Genomic DNA, 18,182 nt, shown 5'->3' on the forward strand with positions numbered 1-18,182 from the left:
TACCTGCCGCCATCGTGCTTGCCCCGCCGATAACATAATTATCCGGACTTCCCAGCCACACTGAGGTTGTGAGGTTTCCAGTCATTCCTGTAAACCATAAATCTTTTTCATCATTGGTCGTACCTGTTTTCCCTGCTGTTGCGTAAATCTGACTCGCATTGCTCCCGGTTCCGTATTTTACCTCATCCGTAAGAATACTCATCATATTGCTTGCAGTGGTATCAGACATTACCTTGCGGGTTGTTAAATTGGATTTCTCCTTGTTGAAAATTTCCTTTCCGTTGGTTTGTTCAATTTTATTAATGAAATAAGGCTGATTATAAACACCGCCATTGTTGAGTGTATTAAATGCCGCTGACATTTCGTAAGGCTTTATTCCATAGGTCATTCCGCCAAGGGCTGTTGCAAGATTATAATCCGAATCTTCAAAGGTGGTGATTCCCATTTCCTGCATAAAGGCAATGGCATCGGAAGGTCCGATTTTATCAAAGATCTTAACTGATGGAATGTTATAAGAATAGACTAAAGCCTGTCTCACTGTAACATTTCCGTGATAGCCGCCGCCGTAGTTCTTAGGGGCGTATCCGCCAAAATCAGTATAGGCATCCAGAATGGTAGTTGAAGGCGTTATTAACCCTTTATCCATGGCTGCTGCATAATAGAGGGGTTTAATATTGGACCCTGGCTGTCTCGGGGTATCTGCCATATCAATTTGTGTATTCCCGCCATAATAGGCTCTGACACTGCCATCTAAATCCGTGGTAACCATACTCCCTGTTTCTGAATCCAGGCCATTGTTATCCAGGCCTGTTGTCAGACTGTCAATGGCATCCTCCTGATAAACAGAGTTAATCGTGGTATAAAGACGGTAACCACCGTTGGCAATGTTTTCTTTGATGTACATAATGGCCTGATCCTCGGTGATCCCCCGTTCCTGCATAACAGCTGAAGCCTGTGTTTTGGCATATTCATTGAGTGCTTTTCCGACGAATGCCTCATAACCATCGACAATCTGATCATCGCTATTGATGGTTGCCGGGTCTCTGATCGTAATTTCAGTGGCTGCAGCCGCATCGGATTCTTCCTGGGTAATATATTTTTCTTTGACCATGCGTGCCAGTACTTCAAGCTGCCGTTTTTTTGCAGCATCAAAGTTAGTATTTGGGGCATAGGCGCTAGGCGCCTGGGGCAGCCCGGCAAGCATTGCTGCTTCTGCCAGATTTACATCTGAAACACTTTTATTAAAGTAGGTCTGTGAAGCTTCCTCAATCCCGTAAGCTCCGGACCCAAAGTAGTATTCATTAAAATACATTTCCAGGATCTGGGGCTTCGTATATTTTTGTTCCAATTGCAGTGCAATTGAAATTTCCTTTAATTTTCTGACAAATGACTGATTAAAGGTTTGCTCTGTGGCGATATCCGGCAAAAACAATACTCTGGCAAGCTGTTGGGTAATGGTGCTGGCACCTTCTCCGATACCCTGATTGGCTATATTTGCAAAAAAAGCACGGGTAATCCCAAAAACATCAATGCCGAAATGATCGTAGAAACGGGAATCCTCAACGGAGATCAGTGCCTCCTGCAGGTCAACCGGAATCTGGTCAATGGTTACATTGGTACGGTTTTTTGTATACAATTGAGCAATCAGCACATTATCCTGGGAGTAAATTTCTGTTTTATCTTTAACCTGATATTCATAGTCAGAAATATCCATCCGATTAGCAGCATAAATTGAATAAACAACGCCAACGCTTAGAATCGCCAGGATCAGAAAAACGACTAAAACCTTAGCCCCAATATGGTTTTTTTTCTTACGTCGTCTCATTCCCTTTGTTTGTTTTCGACTCATTCTATCACCTTTTTCTTTTCATATTTTCTAAGATTATTCCTGAGGTCTTTTAATTCACTATTAAGTTCTGCCTCAAAAGTTAAACCTTTTTTCATCGGCAGAGACAATGTCAGCGATTTTGCATGGAGAGCCTGGTGGGACAACCCAAAGGAATCTTCCATATTTCCGGTATAAAGAGGATCTCCAATAACAGGATTGCCCAAATGCTGTAAATGCACACGGATTTGGTGAGTTCTTCCTGTTTCCAGGATCAACTCCACCAAAGATGCCTTGGGATATTCCTCGATGACCCGGTAATGGGTAATCGAAGGTTTTCCCTTATTTGTAACAATCCGGTGAATGCTATCCTCATAGGGCTGACCAATGGGGGCATTAATGACACCACTTTCCTTGGGAAGCTGTCCATGAACAAAAGCATAATATATCTTTTGAACCTTACCTTCATTCATTTGTTTCTGAATGAAATGATGGACATACTTATTCTTTGCAATGGCTACAAGACCAGTGGTATCTCTATCCAACCGATTAATAAATCGAATCTTTGCTGATACCCCGCTTTTCTCCCAATGATCACTAATATAATTGGTCAATGTGTCAAAATGATGACTTTTAGAAGGATGGGTCACACAGAAGGATGGCTTATTAACAACCAGAAGTTCATCATCCTCATAAACAATATTAAGGATTCCAGGAACAGCCACACCATCAATGGCTTCATGTGGCATGACAATTTCAATGCTGTCCCCCACCATTATTTTATCTCCGAGAAAACAATCTTTGTGGTTTAGGATTATTTTCCCTTTCCTTTTAATTTCTCGAATCAACCGACTTGAATAATCATACCGGTTTGATAATTCCTCACGGAGAATTATCTCATGATTTTCTGAAACGCGATATTTATACACTAAACCTATGGTGTAACCTCCGTAACATTGCTTGAATCATCCGCTGATTTGAGTGCATAGTATGCATCAACGATTTCCCGGCCAACCGGGGCAGCATTCGAACTGGTTTCGCCTTGAATAATCATCACTGAAACTGCAATTTCAGGTGCTTCATAGGGTGTAAAACCGACAAACCAAGAAGTGTTCTCCACTGAACTATCTCCATATTCGGCTGTTCCTGTTTTGGCGCCAATGCCTATATTTTTATGATCAAAGCCATAAAAGTCAGAGGCTATAAAACCATCAGTTGCTACTTTTTTCATACCTAGTTTAACCAGATCTAATTTATCCGGGTCAATATTAACCTTATTTAAAATCTTCGGTTCGTGGTCAAAAACAACTTTTTCTTTATTATTCAGTATCTTTTGAACAAGATAGGGTTGATAATGATTGCCTCCATTGGCAAGAGTCGCAATATAATTTGCCATTTGCAGAGGGGTAAAGGAACTACCGCCCTGACCAATGGATGTATTTAATGTATCAGCATCCGACCATTCATCCGTTTTGTTGTCTCGGCCCCCCAGGGCTCCGGCAGTCTCATAGATTTCAATCCCAGTGGGATTGCCTAATCCAAATTGTTGAGAATAATCAACAATGGAATCAATACCCATATTATACCCTGTTTCATAAAAAAATACATTACAAGAATCTCGAAGAGCATTTACCACCCCTGTATTGCCATGATAGCCTAAACAGGTAAAGGCTGGAATATGAGGATCGCTTCCATTACAGTAATATGTAGAATCTTCAGTGATAGTACCCGTTTGTAAACCTGCAATGGCCATAAGAGGCTTAAAGGTAGAGCCGGGCTGAAGGGCAGTTAATGTACTGTTATTATAAAGTGGCCTGGGATATAGAGGGTCATCACTTGGTACATTTAAACTGTTCCAAACATCATCGCTAATGGTTGTGGTAAATAGGTTAGGATCATAGCTCGGCAAACTCACCATGGCCAAAACAGCTCCGGTCTTTACATCAATAACAACCGCTGCTCCTGAAGCAGCCTTTGGTGCCGCCCCACTAGATTGAAGATAGTTAAGTTGGTCTCCCAGAGCCTTTTCCACTGCCTGCTGGAATTTAAGGTCTACCGTTGTAACAATACTATTTCCCGGGACTGCCGGCACACTGGTATCCATAATATCATATTGTGGTCGTCCCTGGTAATCAATAACTGTCATTTCTTTTCCCGATTCTCCGCGAAGGTCCTTTTCAAAGGCAACCTCCAAACCGGTTTTTCCAATGGTACTGTTTAAGCTGTAATTTTTGTCCGAATTACTTTCTTTTGCATATTCTTCTGCATTTATTTTCCCTGCATATCCAAGAAGATGGGCCGCAGTTGTTCCAAAAGGATAACTGCGAACAGGCTCATCTACAATGGCCACGCCAATAAGAGACTCTTTATTCGCATCTATTTCATAAACGGTATCCCGCTTAATATCATTGGCGACTCTGATCGGATCCCATGAACTGAAACTCTGATCCCGAAATCTTTCTCTGAAAACAATGATTTGTCTTGCCTGATGAATATTATACTCGGTTGCTAATCCATACTCCAAACGCAAAAAATCAAAACATTCCCTGGGAGAAAAGCCCATTTGCTCTGTGGTAAATCCATGATTTTTTTTCCAATTTGCTTCTGAATCAGCATCCTTAAATGAAAAAGCGAAATTTTCTTCACCATCAATAACAATTGGAAGCGTGTCTTCTGTTTTTTCCGCATGCCTTAAGAGAATATCAGATAAATTTAACAGCGATGCATTTAACACACTGTCCTCGACATTCATATAGCTCAAATCCACTGCATAACCAATGCGATTTGATGCCAATATTTGCATATCCGAAGAATAGATCATCCCTCGTGGAGCTTCTGTTTCAACTTCTTTAACCATATTATTATCCGCAATCTTTCGATACTTTTCACCATTAATCAACTGTAAATCAGCTAAGCGGAAAATAAAGATTCCTCCGATTATAACAATCAGGATCTTTAGAAAAATATAACGGAGCTTTTCATTTCTTATGATCATTTTTTCACCATTTCATGGGTCACTTCTCTTACACCAACACGTCCGAAGTAAAAGCTGGGTGCTGTGATAACTTCAATATAAAATAACGTAATACAAACATAAAGACAAGATTAATAATAAAGTATTGCAAATTAAATCGCCTTAAATAAATCATCAAAGGCATCGCATTTTGAAATAATAATAACAGCAAATAAATCACACTGTAGTAGAGGATCACTGTTACGATCAGACTCAGAATGCTGGTGATTATTGAATGCCGGCTAAACTGTCCAGACATCCAGGAAATAATACAGGCTATTAATCCAAACGCAATGGTATTAACACCAAGCGAAGGTCCATAGAGAATATCTGAAAGAACCCCAATAGCCAATGCTAAAATAATCGCCTCTTTTTTTTGAAAAATCATGCTATAAAGCATAATGGTTATGAGCAGGACTTCAGGAGCACTTCCAAAAAAGGAAAAAATCTGAAGCACTGTGCTGCTGAAAATTAATTCAATCACTAAAATTAAAAATAATATGGCATATCTCATAATCTAAACCTGCCGAAGTATGGATACTACGTTGATCGTGCGAAAATCAACGCCAGGAATAATGGATACTTTAAGCTCTAAAGAGCCTTCCTGTTTTTCAACTTTTTGAACAGTTCCGACAAATAATTCTCCGGGATAAGATCCGTAAAGTCCTGATGTTACAACTAAGTCCCCGGTAACAACATCCATACCCGGTTCAATATAGCCAATCAATCCGTTATCCAGGTCACCTTCAATTCGAATATAGGTTCCTGAACGTGTGGAACGACCATTGAGGGTATTCATCGGGTCAATGATTGTTTTTACTTTTGCGGTTGTCAGGGAAACCTCTGTTATTTTACCGACTAAATCGGTTCCGGACATAACCGTCATATCAGCTTCAAGTCCATCATTGGATCCACGGTTAATGGTCATAAAGGAACTGCCGTTGGTTGGATCAATGGCGATAACCTCAGCCGGCAAAATATTATATTGAGGATGTTCGTTCTTAAAGCCGAGCATCTCTTTTAAAGAGCTATTTTCATTAACTTTCAACTCATATTCTACAAGTTTTTTTTCTAATTCACTAATTTTTACTTCGTTTGCTTCATTTTTACTCTTTAATTGACTATATTCAGAAATATCACTTGCAAAATTTTTAAGATTAAGGGATACCACATAGCTAAATTTTTCAAATGGCGAAACTACCGCTGAAATACTTCCTTCAAAAGGTGTTGTCACCGCACGGTTAGTGGTCAACAGACCAATAAATACAACTATAACTATTACTATTACTACTAAAATGACTCCTAATCGAATCTTTGAAAACCAGTCCAAAGGAATGCCCCCTACTTTAAAATTATCAATTAACCTATTTATTTTATTTTAAAAACAGAATATTTGCAAGGAATTTAAAAAAGTTTCTCTTGTTTAAAACTCATGAAAGTTCCTCTGCCGATTATAATGTGATCCAACACCGGAATCCCTAAAAGTTCTCCGGCATCAAATAATCGCTTAGTTATATTTTTATCCTCCGGACTAGGCTCCGGATCACCCGAGGGATGATTATGAGCTAAAATAATGGCTGCTGAATGCTGCTTAATGGCTTTTACAAAAACCTCACGGGGATGTACCAAAGACGCATTAAGAATACCCAGACTGATGCCCTCAACTTTAATGACCTTATTTTTGGTATCTAAAAGAAGAATCTTAAAGCATTCCTGCTTTAAATACTGCATTTCATCCATCAATAAATCTGCCACGCTTTGAGGTGATGTGACCTTCACTTGCATTGGATTCTTTCGATTGACACGAATTCCCAACTCAATGGCTGCCTTAATCTGGCATGCCTTGACCTTTCCAATACCTGAAAGTTCTTTATTTCTTTCAAGCTCTAAAATATCCATATGATAAAATTGAGACAAATCATTTTCAAAATATTTCAAAACCTGTCGCCCAACATCTACAGAAGTTGCATCTCGGGTTCCGGTACGAATAATAATGGCAATAAGCTCTGCATTACTTAAACTTCCTGCACCATAACGGGTCATTTTTTCCTGAGGACGCTCATCCTCTGGCATTTCTTTAATACAAATGTGATATTCAGCTTTTAACTTCAATGCAAACCTCCTGAGTCAATCATTGATAGTATTTTACCAGATCACTGTACTATTTTATATGAGTTTCCTAAAATTCTCATTAAAAAAAGTATTTTATCTAAAAAGGCATCATAATTAATAAAGAACATCACTTAAATTGAAAAAGCACCTCGAATCATTATGATTCGAGGTGCTGGTAAAAACTGATTATTTCACATTGATAGAGCGCATTTCAATGGCATTTTTTTTACATTTTCCAAAACAAATGCCACAGCCGATACATTTATCTTGATCAATGATAAATGGTGGTTTCTTTCTGTCTCCGGTAATGGCGTCAACCGGACAATTTTTAGCACATAGGCCACAACCTGTACAATTTTCTTTAAGAATATAAGCCCGTTTTCTTCCCGACTTAACATCCCCTGAAATAGTATTCATCGGACATTTATCAACACATTCATAGCATTGTGTACACTTGTCATAGTCAATAATCGCACAATTGTTTTCAACTTTAATAGCATCAAAACGACAGGTTTTCTCGCAAATACCACATTTAATACAAGCGGTTGTACACGCGAGTTTGGCAACTTTGCCTTTTGCCAAACTGTGACATTTAACAATCACGTCCTGGGTTTCAGGGACTAATTTCATAATAAACTTCGGACACGCTTCCACACATTTACCGCAAGCCGTACATTTAACAGGATCAACCTTGGGCAGTCCATCTTCTCCCATAATAATGGCATCAAAGGGACATACCTTTTTACAGGTCCCATAACTCATACAACCATAACGACAGTCTTTAGAACCTCCTGAAGCAATCATCGCTTCGCGACAATCCATTTCGCCATAGTATGTTGCACGATTTGGAGCTGTTTTACAGGTACCCTGACAAATAACCGTGGCTATTTTTCTGGCCGATGTACTGGCTGCTTCTATTCCCATAATCCCCGCTATGGCTGCGGCGGTGTTTGCGCCACCAACCGGACAGGCGTCAAAGGAGGCTTCCCCTTTAATAATGGCTGCCGCAAATGCATCACAACCCGGATAACCACAGGCACCACAATTCGCACCTGGAAGTGCAGCTCTCACCATTGGAAACCGGTGGTCAACATCCACTTCAAAAACCTTGGCAGCAATCGCCAGACCAATTCCGAAAATCAAACCGAATAAACCGAGGATACCAACTGGAACTAAAATCGCATATAACATTTCCATACCCTCCTAACCTAACTTCATTCCGGAGAATCCCAAAAATGCAATCGCCATCAGCCCTGCGGTTAATAATGCAATCGGGAATCCTTCCAGAGCCTTTGGCACGGTGGAAACTTCAAGACGTTCTCGAATGCCGGCAAAAAGGACAATGGCAAGGGTGAAACCTAAAGCCGCGCCAACTCCGTTGAAAATAGTTTCAATGAAATTAAACTTGTACTGAATATTTAAAAGAGCAACCCCGAGAACTGCACAGTTCGTAGTGATGAGTGGTAAATAAACCCCTAAAGCCTGATACAATGAAGGACTCATTTTCTTGATAATCATTTCAACCAGCTGCACCAATGCGGCAATGACCAGAATAAAAGCAATGGTCTGTAAATATCCAAGGTGAAGTGGATTTAAGATGTTATATTGAACCATGTAGGTAATAGCAGAAGCCAGGGCCATAACAAAAGTTACAGCCACACCCATACCAACAGCGGTTTCAACTTGTTTAGATACCCCCAAAAATGGACAGATCCCTAGAAAGCGTGACAAAATAAAGTTGTTTACAAAAATTGTACTGATTAGAATAAAAATTAAGCTCATTAATATCTCCCCCTATGCCTTTTTCTTAGATTTCCAATTAATGAAACCAATCATCAGACCAAGGGTTAAAAAAGCCCCGGGAGGAAGGATCATTAATAATACTGGTTCATAAGCAGGACCAAATAGCGTAAAACCGAAAAGGCTTCCAGCCCCAAGGATTTCACGGATTGAGCCCAGAAGGATAAGCGCCAGGGTAAAACCAAGACCCATACCCAGTCCATCAGCAAAAGAGTCAACCACACTATTTGAGAAGGCAAAGGCTTCTGCACGGGCTAAAATGATACAGTTTACAACAATCAATGGGATAAATATTCCCAACGCTGCATCCAGTGTCGGCAAGTAGGCCTTCATCAGCATGCCAATAATGGTAACAAAGGAAGCAATAATAACAACAAAAGCAGGAATTCTAATATTATCGGGAATTATTTTTCGCATTGCCGAAATAACAACATTGGAACCAATAAGTACAGCCGTTGTGGCTAAACCCATTCCCATGCCGTTAACAGCAGATGTGGTAACCGCAAGGGTTGGACACATCCCCAGTAACAATACAAAAATCGGGTTTTCCCGGATGATTCCTCTGGTAAGGTTTTTTACAAAATTCATCTTTATTTCCCCCTCCTATTTCGATTGAGTCTGATACTGATAGACTTGATTTGCCAGGTTCACACCGTCAGCAACCGCTTTAGATGTGATGGTTGCGCCGGTAATCGCTTGAATTTCATTACTATCTGCTGCCGGCTTACTTTTAACAACCTTAACTTCTTCTAATGCGGATTTACCATTAAACTGATCTTTAAACTCAGGTAACGTGGCTTTAACGCCTAAGCCCGGAGTTTCATTTTGTTTTAAAATGGCGATTGCCTGGACAACACCGTCAGTTGAAATCCCGGTCAACATTTCTATGGGGCCGGAATAACCATTGGAGGGTGCTGTTTTCACAGTATATCCAACAGTATTTCCACCGCTTGTTCCAACATAGGCTTCAACCAGTTCTTCAGGATTTTCCAGACCAATCTCTGTTCCAATGAATGCCAGTTTATCCCCAGGCACCTGTTCAAAATCAGTGGCTTTACTCAGCACTTCTTGACGCGCCGCTGTATTAATATCTGAATTCAATTGTTCAATGGTGCCGGCTGTAACATAATTTGTTAATGCCAACAGACAGGCTGCTACGGCTGAAATTGCAAGGAGAATTAAACCAAGTCTAATAACTTCTTTCCAATCAATTTGCACTTTATTTGCCATTATGCCTTAACCTCCTTTTTCTTCTTAGCCACACCATAGATTCTGTCTTTGGTGAAGCGTTCAATCAGAGGTGTGGCCACATTCATCAGGAGGATGGCATAAGAAACCCCTTCCGGGTACCCACCGTATAAACGAATAATCATGGTGAGGACACCACAGCCGATGGCAAAAGCAATCTGACCTTTGACAGTCACCGGGGATGATGCATAATCAGTTGCCATAAAGAAAGCACCCAGCATCAAACCGCCTGAGAAAATATGGACTACGGGATCCTGACCGACTAAAAGAGCGAAAATTCCCACCGTCGCAATATAAATGGTTGGAATCCGCCAACTGATTATGCCTTTATAAATCAGGTATAAACCACCGAGTAACAATGCCAGTGCTGAAATCTCACCGATACAGCCGGTGACATTCAGTCCGGTAAATAAATCAAAGGTGGAAGGCATGGTTGCAACAAGAGCCGGATCTCCCGTTTTTAATAATGCCAATGGGGTTGCAGTTGTAACTGTATCAGACAAGGGAATGTAGGCTGTACTGGTCATATGTCCCGGCCAGGATGCCAACAGGAAAGCTCTTGCTGCCAAGGCTGGGTTCATAAAGTTTTGTCCCAAGCCACCAAAACACTGTTTAACAATGGCAATTGCAAAAACGGAACCGATAACCGCAATCCACCAGGGAGCATTTACCGGCAAATTGAAAGCCAATAAAACACCGGTAACAACGGCACTCCAATCGTTAATGGTTACTGGTTTTTTTGATAATTTTTGAATAACCGCTTCTGTAACAACAGAAGTAATAACACAGAGTGCTACCAATGCTAACGCCCATACGCCAAAAACATATCCCGCAACCGCCAGCGCTGGCAGCAAAGCGATAATGACATTCTGCATAATACTGGCAGTGGAATGTTTCGCACGGATATGAGGGGATGAGGACACGGTAAGATTTAATTCATTCATCAATACTCCACCTAATTTCCTTTTCTTCTTTGAGCAATTATTTCTCGTTTGGCCACCCGAATTGACGAAACCAACATAATCTTTGCCGGACAAATATATGAGCAGCTTCCGCATTCAATGCAATCCATGGCGTTATTGTCTTCGCATTGCTGCCATTGATCACGCTTTGAATATTGTGCTAAATAAAGGGGCTGTAAATTGATTGGACAAACTGTTACACACTTCCCACAACGAATGCAATTTGATGGAAGGGCAATCTCAGCAGTTTCCTTTGTAATACACAGAATTCCAGATGTCGCTTTTATGACAGGCACATCCGTTGTAAATTGAGCTACTCCCATCATTGGGCCGCCCATGATTACTTTACCGGGATCTTTAGTGAATCCGCCACATTGATCAATCACAGATTGCAGTGACACACCAATGAGAATTTCCAAAGTTTGAGGGTTTTTTATGGCATCCCCGGTACAAGTGAGCAATCGTTTATACAACGGCATGCCGGTGATCATGGTTTCGGCGATTTGAGCTGCAGTCCCGACATTCATAACGACCACACCGGCATCGGCCGGTAGTCCGCCGGATGGCACCTCACGGCCTGTCACTGCGGCAATGAGTTGTTTCTCAGCACCCTGTGGATACTTGGTAACCAATGAATAAACTTCCATACTTTTATCATTGCCAATGGCTTTTACCAAAGCCTCAATAGCATTCTTTTTATTGTCTTCAACGCCAATAAATCCTTTTTGGACACCAACAGCTTTCATGGCAATCTTCAAACCCATGACAACCATTTCAGGATAAGCCAACATCAGGTGGTGATCCGCGGTTAAATAAGGTTCGCATTCTGCTCCATTAAGAATGACACAGTCCACCTTTTTGTCCGGTGGTACAGTCAGTTTAACGTGGGTTGGGAAGGTCGCCCCGCCAAGACCAACAATACCGGCATTTAAAACCATTTTTTTAATGGCCTCTGCATTCATGGCTTCCAGCGAACCATAGGGTTTAATGCTTGGATCAATGGTATCCAAACCGTCTGATTCAATAACTACCGCCATTACACGATCCCCATTGGGATGAGGTCTTTCCTCAACAACCATTACTTTTCCAGAAACACTGGCGTGTACTGGTACCGAAACGAAACCATTTGGTTCACCAATTTTTTGTCCGAGAAAAACCTGATCGCCTTTTTTAACAATCGGTGTGCACGGTGCCCCAATGTGCAGTGACATGGGTAGTGTCACTGTATCTGGCTTCACTCCAAAGCCTAACGGAACTTTAGCTGTGCTTTCTTTCCGATAGGGTGGGTGGATTCCCCCCTTAAAGGTAACATGTTTAAACTTCATAACCATCTAACACCCCTCTCAAAGTATTTATTTTATAATCAATGTACTTGTAAATATAAACAATATTATACCATATTAATTATTTTTTAATAATTATATCCCCCAACAGAGCAAAAATATAGTAATCCAAGAATATTATTATTTTTGCATTTCCTCCTATAATTTTTTCCTGCAATAAAAAAAAGCGGGAAACTCTATTAAGAGCATCCCACCCAGGAAACTATGTTTTCTTGAAAACAAACTTTCGCCTGTCCAACCGTAAGTACATATTAGACGTGCATTATACCAAATATTTTTATGATTAGCAAACCCCTATTTACACTATCCATATTATTCCTTAAAATCTCTTTTGGGACAGCATGATATTTATTGATCAATTCTGATTTAAAAAAGCCTTGTAACCTTTATAGCACATGTAGAGATCCACTTTAGAAACCAATTCGAAAGGTGAATGCATACTTAAAAGGGCCGGACCACAATCAAGAACATCCATACCGTACTCTGCCAATATATAGGCAATAGTCCCTCCGCCGCCAAGATCAACCCGGCCTAATTCTCCCATTTGCCAAACCACTCCGGCATCATCCAGGGTTTTTCTCATTTTACCCACAAATTCGGCGTGGGCATCGTTGGATCCTGACTTTCCCCGGGAACCGCCGTATTTGGAAAGAACTATCCCCTTTCCAATATAGGGAGCATTGAGTTTGTCGTGAGTTCCTGTATAGTTCGGATCTACCCCGGCAGTTACATCTGCCGAAAGCATTTCAGAATGCATAAAACAACGCCGCATTGCTAATCCTGGTTTAGTAATGCCCATCAGTTCAATGATCTCGGCCACAGAATTTTCGAAAAACTGCGATTGCATACCGGTATTACCATAGCTCCCGATTTCTTCCTTATCCGCTAAAATAACACAAAGCGTGCGTTGAGGATTTTCCTGAGCCAAAATGGCCTTAAGTGCGGTGTAAGCACATGCTCGGTCATCCTGACCATAGCCGCCTACTAAGCTCGCATCAAAACCAACATTACGACCAGGACCGGCAGGAACCACTTCCAACTCAGCCGTAGCAAAGTCTTCTTCCACCATGCCATACTTTTCAAAAACAAACTTCAGGATATTGAGTTTCACGCCTTCTTTAATATCTTTTTCATTATAAGGCTGACTTCCGACAATCAGGTTTAGTCCTTCTCCTGTTATGCCTTCATTCATTTTTTTTGTATTCTGCTCCTGGGAAAGATGCGGTAAAAGATCGGTGATGCAAAAAACAGGTTCATCAGCTTTTTCGCCAATGGAAATATCAATGGTTTCGCCATCTTTTTTTACCACGGTGCCATGGAGAGCAAGCGGAATGGTCACCCAATGGTATTTTTTAATCCCTCCATAATAGTGGGTTTTAAAGAAAGCCAAATCGTCACATTCATACAAGGGGGCGGGTTTTAAATCCAACCGGGGGGCATCAATATGAGCCCCTACGATAGCCATACCATTTTCAATGGAATCCGATCCGGCAATGAACAGTACAACCGCCTTTTTTTTGTGAATCATATAAATTTTATCTCCGGGGACGATCTTGCCAATCTTCTGATAGTCCTTAAGTGATTTAAAGCCAGCTGCCTCAGCCATTTCAATACTGATTTGAGCACACTGCCGTTCAGTTTTTCCATGGGAAATAAAATCCAGATAGCCATCATTAATCACCTTAAGGGCAATATTATCTTCACTGCTAAGATCTTCCCAGGCACTCTTCCATTTTTTTATTAACTGATCCTGCAATAATACTCCCGGGCTCTTTTCTTTTTCTTCTTTGATCATATGTTGTTTGCTCCTTTTCTTTGCTTTTTTATTTTATTTTGGTTCGTCAACAATTTTGATTGAATCCAATTGTTCACGACAGTTTTTTCTTATGGCCATAAGATACTCTGCCCGAAGAGCTTGCTGTTCTTCGAGTTCAGCCTCGCTTAGGGGCGTTACCTTCTTTTTATTTGACAATTCATTAATACGTTCTATTTTTTCTTTTGTTATCATGGATAATCCCTTTCATTTAGAATTCCTACACAAATATTATATACTAACATAATGAAAATGATAGCTAGAATCAATATTTCATTGTGCTGAATTTTCTCACATTCAAATAATATGCCCCTAAAATCATAGTTGAATCATGCCTTGATCCAGCAGTCGCTGTAGACTCAAGAGAAGTCCCAACTTTCCGTGATAATGGGTTAACCCCCCCTGAAAATAAACAATATAGGGTTCTCTCATTGGTGCATCTGCTGAAAGCTCAATGGAAGATCCTTGAATAAATGCTCCGGCGGCCATAATGATTGGATCCGCATAGCCCGGCATAGCCCAGGGTTCAGGTGTCACATAGCTATCTACCGGCGCTGCCTCCTGAATGGCCTTGCAAAATATTTTTACTCCCTCTGGCGTTCCCAGACGAACACTTTGAATAATATCACTCCGATAATCCTCCACATCAGGGCATACGGCAAAGCCCATCTTTTTATAGCAGGACGCCAGGAGTACTGCAGATTTAAGTGCCTGGGCCACTACTGTCGGTGCCAAAAACAATCCCTGAAGGAATGTTCGATTAATGCCCAGGGTTGCCCCGGTTTCTCTGGCTACTCCAGGTGCGGCAAGGCGACAGGCAGCCAGGTGTACAAGGTCGGACCTCCCAGCTACATAACCGCCGGTAGGTGCCAGGCCGCCACCCGGGTTTTTTATCAACGAGCCCGCCATGAGGTCTGCACCAATTGCAACAGGCTCCACACTGTCTAAAAATTCACCATAGCAATTATCAACAAAAATAATAACATCTTCTTTTATCCTGCGGATTTTTGGAATGATTTTCTCTATGGCATCCATGGTTAAAGCCTTACGCCAGCCGTACCCGGTGGAGCGTTGCAGATAAATCATTTTTGTTTTTGATGTCATGGCTTTGAGGATTGCACTCTCATCAAATGCGCCATCCTCAAGCAATTCAATTTGACTATAGGTTACCCCAAAATCCTTAAGGGTTCCTTCCCCCTGGTTTTTTTCACTTAATCCAATAACCGTGCGAATGGTGTCATAGGGTGAACCGGAAATTGCCAGTAAATGATCTCCCGGTCTCAGAACACCATAAAGTGCTAAGGAAATGGCGTGGGTTCCTGATGAAATATGAGGACGAACCAGAGCATCCTCTGCACCAAATACATCCGCATAAATCTTTTCGACGATTTCCCGGCCGATGTCATCATATCCATAGCCTGTTGCCACCGCAAAATGGCGATCGCTTAATCCTGCTTTTTGCATTGCTTTTATAACACGATACTGGTGGAGCTCGCCCATTAAATCCAAAGCTTCCAGTGAATCATGAATCTCCTCTTCTGCTGACTCTACAAAATCAATAACTTCCGGGTTTATACTAAATTCTTTTTCCAGATAATCTTTTATGTCTTTTTTTTTATTCAAAAATGATGCTCTCTTTCTTCACACAATGGTTTTTCACTTTATAGTTAATAAAAACAATGATTGATTTTTATATCGTTCTCTGGTAATATTTTAAACATTCTTTTAGAACCTCATCGGTGGAACGCCTGGCATTCATTTCAATCCAGTGAATGCGCTCATCCTTGCGAAACCAGGTCATTTGCCGTTTAGCAAAATGCCGGGTGTTCTGTTTTAGAAACGTCAGGACTTCTTCTAAAGGTGCCTCTCCATTTAAAAAAGGCCTTAATTCCTTATATCCAATGGCTTTCAGGGATGCTAAATTCCAATCATATCCCTTATCTAAAAGGACCCTGGTTTCATTAATCAAACCTTCTTCCACCATCATATCCACCCGCCGATTAATCCGGCGATACAAATCATCTCGTGGCCATTTCAAGCCAATTAGCTCATAATTATATGGCAACTCTTCAGTACTTGCTTTTTTGTCGAAATATGATTTCGGTTTTCCAGTAACCTCATAAATTTCAAGTGCTCGTATCACCCGCTTCACGTTATTTGGATGAACGGCTTTAGCGGTTATGGGATCAACCTCCCTGAGCCGTTGATGCAGGGCTTCGCTCCCAAGCATTTCTGCTTCAGCAGCCAATCGCCAACGCACCTCTTCGTTATCATCCTTTTCCCGAAAACCCCATGGCAGGGTAAGACCATTAATATACAAACCCGTTCCCCCGAGAACAATGGGAAGGTTTCCCCGGGACAAAACCTCTTTAATGCACGTTAAAGCAGTTTCCTTAAATTTTGCCACGCTGTATTCCTCGTCTGGTAAAACACAGTCCACCAAATGATGGGGAACCCCTTCCATTTCAGTTGACGTAACCTTGGCTGTTCCGATATTCATATACTTATAAATCTGCATGGAGTCAGCTGAAATAATTTCTCCCCCAAGGGCTTTTGCCAGTGCCACTCCCAGGGCCGTTTTCCCACTGGCCGTTGGCCCAATAAGCACCAGAACTTTTGGCTTATTATTTTCAATCATTTCATACCACCCGTTTAAATAATTTCTTTAATTCATATTCTCTGAGCCGAGTAATAATCGGCCGGCCATGGGGACAGGTAAAAGGGTTGTCCAAGCGCATCAGATCCTCTAATAATCGTTGTATTTCCGGATCACTAAGTGTTTGTCCACCTTTGACTGCTGCTTTGCAGGCCATCAGAATAATTTTATCTTTAATCGTTGCAGAATAGAGCCATTGGCCTTTGAGATGATCCTCTTCAATTTCTGAAAGGTCTTCGCTAATAAGGCTTTTCAATAAGTCGCTGGTCTGAGGTTCTCCCATAAACACCGGTACACTCCGAATGATCAGACTGTCTTCACCAAAAACATCACAGTCATACCCTAATTTTTCATAGGTCTCCAGGGCATTTAAAACCCTTCGCATATCTCTGGGACGTATTTTTATGGTCATTGGTGCCATCAGACCCTGGCTGGGTATAACAGCTCCACAATCAAAAACGTCTTCCAACTCCCGGGTTAAGAAAGCTTCATGAGCGGCATGTTGATCGATCAGATAAATTTCTTTAACCCCCTCCAGAAGAATATAGGTATTAAAAAGCTGGCCGACAATTTTCATTTTTGTAAAATCCGGATGCGCCACCTTGATTCTTGGGACGGAATCTTTGGCCTTCGTTGTGAAAGTCTCTGCTCTTTCAGCGATTCGTTTCAAACCTATTTCTTTTGTTCTAAAAGCATCAGGTGTTTCACCAACATGCTTCAAACCTTTTTCTTCCGATATAACATTCTGAGCTAAAGGTTTTATTCCAGAATCATCTCTATCCTCTGCTTCTTTATCCATGGTTACATGATTCTCAATATCAAACATCAAAGGCTCTTGCTGTTTTTCAGTCAATTCTTTTAGACCGTTCTTTTTATTAGAAAGAACCTTTTCCACACCGCCAATATCGACCACTAAGTTTGCATCCCGTAACGTTTCTCTGATTCCCTGTTTAAACAAAAGCATGACCAGGCTTTCATTTAAAATTTTAATTTCAGTTTTAGCAGGATGAATGTTGACATCCAGCATCCGTCCCGGAAGTTCCATAAACACAATGCCAAAAGGATGCTGATGCTTCATGGTATACCCTTCGTAGGCACTGTCAATGGCTTGTGCCAACCGATTGTTTTTTACATAGCGCCCATTCATGAAAAATATCTGATCCTCTCGATGACTTCTCATGGTGGTTAAATCACCGATAAAACCCTTCAGTTTCATCGGGCTATTTTCAAAACGGATGGGGATGAGTTTTGAAGCGACTTCCTCCCCATACAATGTACTGACCACATCCAAAATATTTCCGGAACCTGGCGTGCTTAAAACACTTCGGCCATTACTGTTTACCAGAAAGGCAACCTCTGGATTAGATAATGCCAGCTTCTCCATGAGATCCCGAATGAGTCCTGCTTCCT

At 41.2% G+C, this 18,182-nt stretch carries 17 protein-coding genes and 1 other annotated feature; all 17 genes read right to left on the reverse strand.

The genetic code is table 11. The annotated features are described in order from the left end of the window. The coding region (locus tag VIK44_RS10950) for a transglycosylase domain-containing protein (RefSeq protein WP_331553932.1) at window positions 1–1,849 on the reverse strand (1,849 nt) is incomplete at its 3' end. Further along, complete coding sequence (locus VIK44_RS10955) at window positions 1,846–2,754, reverse strand: RluA family pseudouridine synthase (protein ID WP_331553933.1); 909 nt, start codon at window positions 2,752–2,754, stop codon at window positions 1,846–1,848. The genes VIK44_RS10955 and VIK44_RS10950, both read right to left, overlap by 4 nt. 5 nt (window positions 2,755–2,759) lie before the next feature. Beyond that, window positions 2,760–4,820 carry a penicillin-binding transpeptidase domain-containing protein gene (locus tag VIK44_RS10960; protein ID WP_331553934.1) on the reverse strand — a complete coding sequence of 687 codons (2,061 nt, stop codon included), beginning with the start codon at window positions 4,818–4,820 and terminating at the stop codon, window positions 2,760–2,762. Window positions 4,821–4,848: 28 nt separating this feature from the next. Continuing rightward, window positions 4,849–5,352 (reverse strand): rod shape-determining protein MreD, encoded by a 504-nt coding sequence (gene mreD, locus VIK44_RS10965; RefSeq protein ID WP_331553935.1) that lies wholly within the window; start codon window positions 5,350–5,352, stop codon window positions 4,849–4,851. Between the two features lie 3 nt (window positions 5,353–5,355). Continuing rightward, window positions 5,356–6,168, reverse strand: a complete 813-nt coding sequence (gene mreC, locus VIK44_RS10970; protein WP_331553936.1) for a rod shape-determining protein MreC — start codon at window positions 6,166–6,168, stop codon at window positions 5,356–5,358. A 74-nt stretch (window positions 6,169–6,242) separates the two neighbouring features. Then, a complete protein-coding gene (gene radC / locus VIK44_RS10975; protein ID WP_333783806.1) occupies window positions 6,243–6,950 on the reverse strand; it encodes a RadC family protein in 708 nt (235 codons plus the stop codon). A gap of 186 nt (window positions 6,951–7,136) precedes the next feature. Continuing rightward, window positions 7,137–8,141 (reverse strand): RnfABCDGE type electron transport complex subunit B, encoded by a 1,005-nt coding sequence (locus tag VIK44_RS10980; protein WP_331553937.1) that lies wholly within the window; start codon window positions 8,139–8,141, stop codon window positions 7,137–7,139. 12 nt (window positions 8,142–8,153) lie between these two features. Further along, window positions 8,154–8,732, reverse strand: coding sequence for an electron transport complex subunit RsxA (gene rsxA, locus VIK44_RS10985; RefSeq protein WP_331553938.1), 579 nt, complete (start codon window positions 8,730–8,732; stop codon window positions 8,154–8,156). 12 nt (window positions 8,733–8,744) lie between these two features. Beyond that, window positions 8,745–9,338 carry an electron transport complex subunit E gene (locus VIK44_RS10990; protein WP_331553939.1) on the reverse strand — a complete coding sequence of 198 codons (594 nt, stop codon included), beginning with the start codon at window positions 9,336–9,338 and terminating at the stop codon, window positions 8,745–8,747. 15 nt (window positions 9,339–9,353) lie between these two features. Then, window positions 9,354–9,980 carry an RnfABCDGE type electron transport complex subunit G gene (locus tag VIK44_RS10995; protein ID WP_331553940.1) on the reverse strand — a complete coding sequence of 209 codons (627 nt, stop codon included), beginning with the start codon at window positions 9,978–9,980 and terminating at the stop codon, window positions 9,354–9,356. Continuing rightward, the gene (locus VIK44_RS11000; protein ID WP_331553941.1) at window positions 9,980–10,942 is read right to left on the reverse strand and encodes an RnfABCDGE type electron transport complex subunit D; all 963 of its coding nucleotides are present in this window, start codon (window positions 10,940–10,942) and stop codon (window positions 9,980–9,982) included. Before VIK44_RS11000 ends, VIK44_RS10995 begins: the two co-directional genes overlap by 1 nt. 11 nt (window positions 10,943–10,953) lie before the next feature. Beyond that, window positions 10,954–12,285, reverse strand: coding sequence for an electron transport complex subunit RsxC (gene rsxC, locus VIK44_RS11005; protein WP_331553942.1), 1,332 nt, complete (start codon window positions 12,283–12,285; stop codon window positions 10,954–10,956). Window positions 12,286–12,487: 202 nt separating this feature from the next. Then, window positions 12,488–12,543, reverse strand: a sequence feature (sodium ion sensor (DUF1646 type); this cis-regulatory element may regulate processes involved in with the transportation of sodium ions). Between the two features lie 115 nt (window positions 12,544–12,658). Continuing rightward, complete coding sequence (locus VIK44_RS11010; protein ID WP_331553943.1) at window positions 12,659–14,098, reverse strand: aminopeptidase; 1,440 nt, start codon at window positions 14,096–14,098, stop codon at window positions 12,659–12,661. Window positions 14,099–14,131: 33 nt separating this feature from the next. After that, the gene (locus tag VIK44_RS11015) at window positions 14,132–14,311 is read right to left on the reverse strand and encodes a DUF896 domain-containing protein (protein ID WP_331553944.1); all 180 of its coding nucleotides are present in this window, start codon (window positions 14,309–14,311) and stop codon (window positions 14,132–14,134) included. A gap of 123 nt (window positions 14,312–14,434) precedes the next feature. Next, on the reverse strand, window positions 14,435–15,739 hold the full coding sequence (locus tag VIK44_RS11020) for an aminotransferase class I/II-fold pyridoxal phosphate-dependent enzyme (RefSeq protein WP_331553945.1): 1,305 nt from the start codon (window positions 15,737–15,739) through the stop codon (window positions 14,435–14,437). Window positions 15,740–15,806: 67 nt separating this feature from the next. Next, window positions 15,807–16,754, reverse strand: coding sequence for a tRNA (adenosine(37)-N6)-dimethylallyltransferase MiaA (miaA, locus tag VIK44_RS11025; RefSeq protein WP_331553946.1), 948 nt, complete (start codon window positions 16,752–16,754; stop codon window positions 15,807–15,809). A gap of 1 nt (window position 16,755) precedes the next feature. Continuing rightward, a partial coding sequence (gene mutL, locus VIK44_RS11030; RefSeq protein WP_331553947.1) for a DNA mismatch repair endonuclease MutL occupies window positions 16,756–18,182 on the reverse strand: 1,427 nt, incomplete at its 5' end.

This window comes from Acetobacterium sp. (assembly GCF_036508315.1).
Taxonomy (GTDB): Bacteria; Bacillota; Clostridia; order Eubacteriales; family Eubacteriaceae; genus Acetobacterium.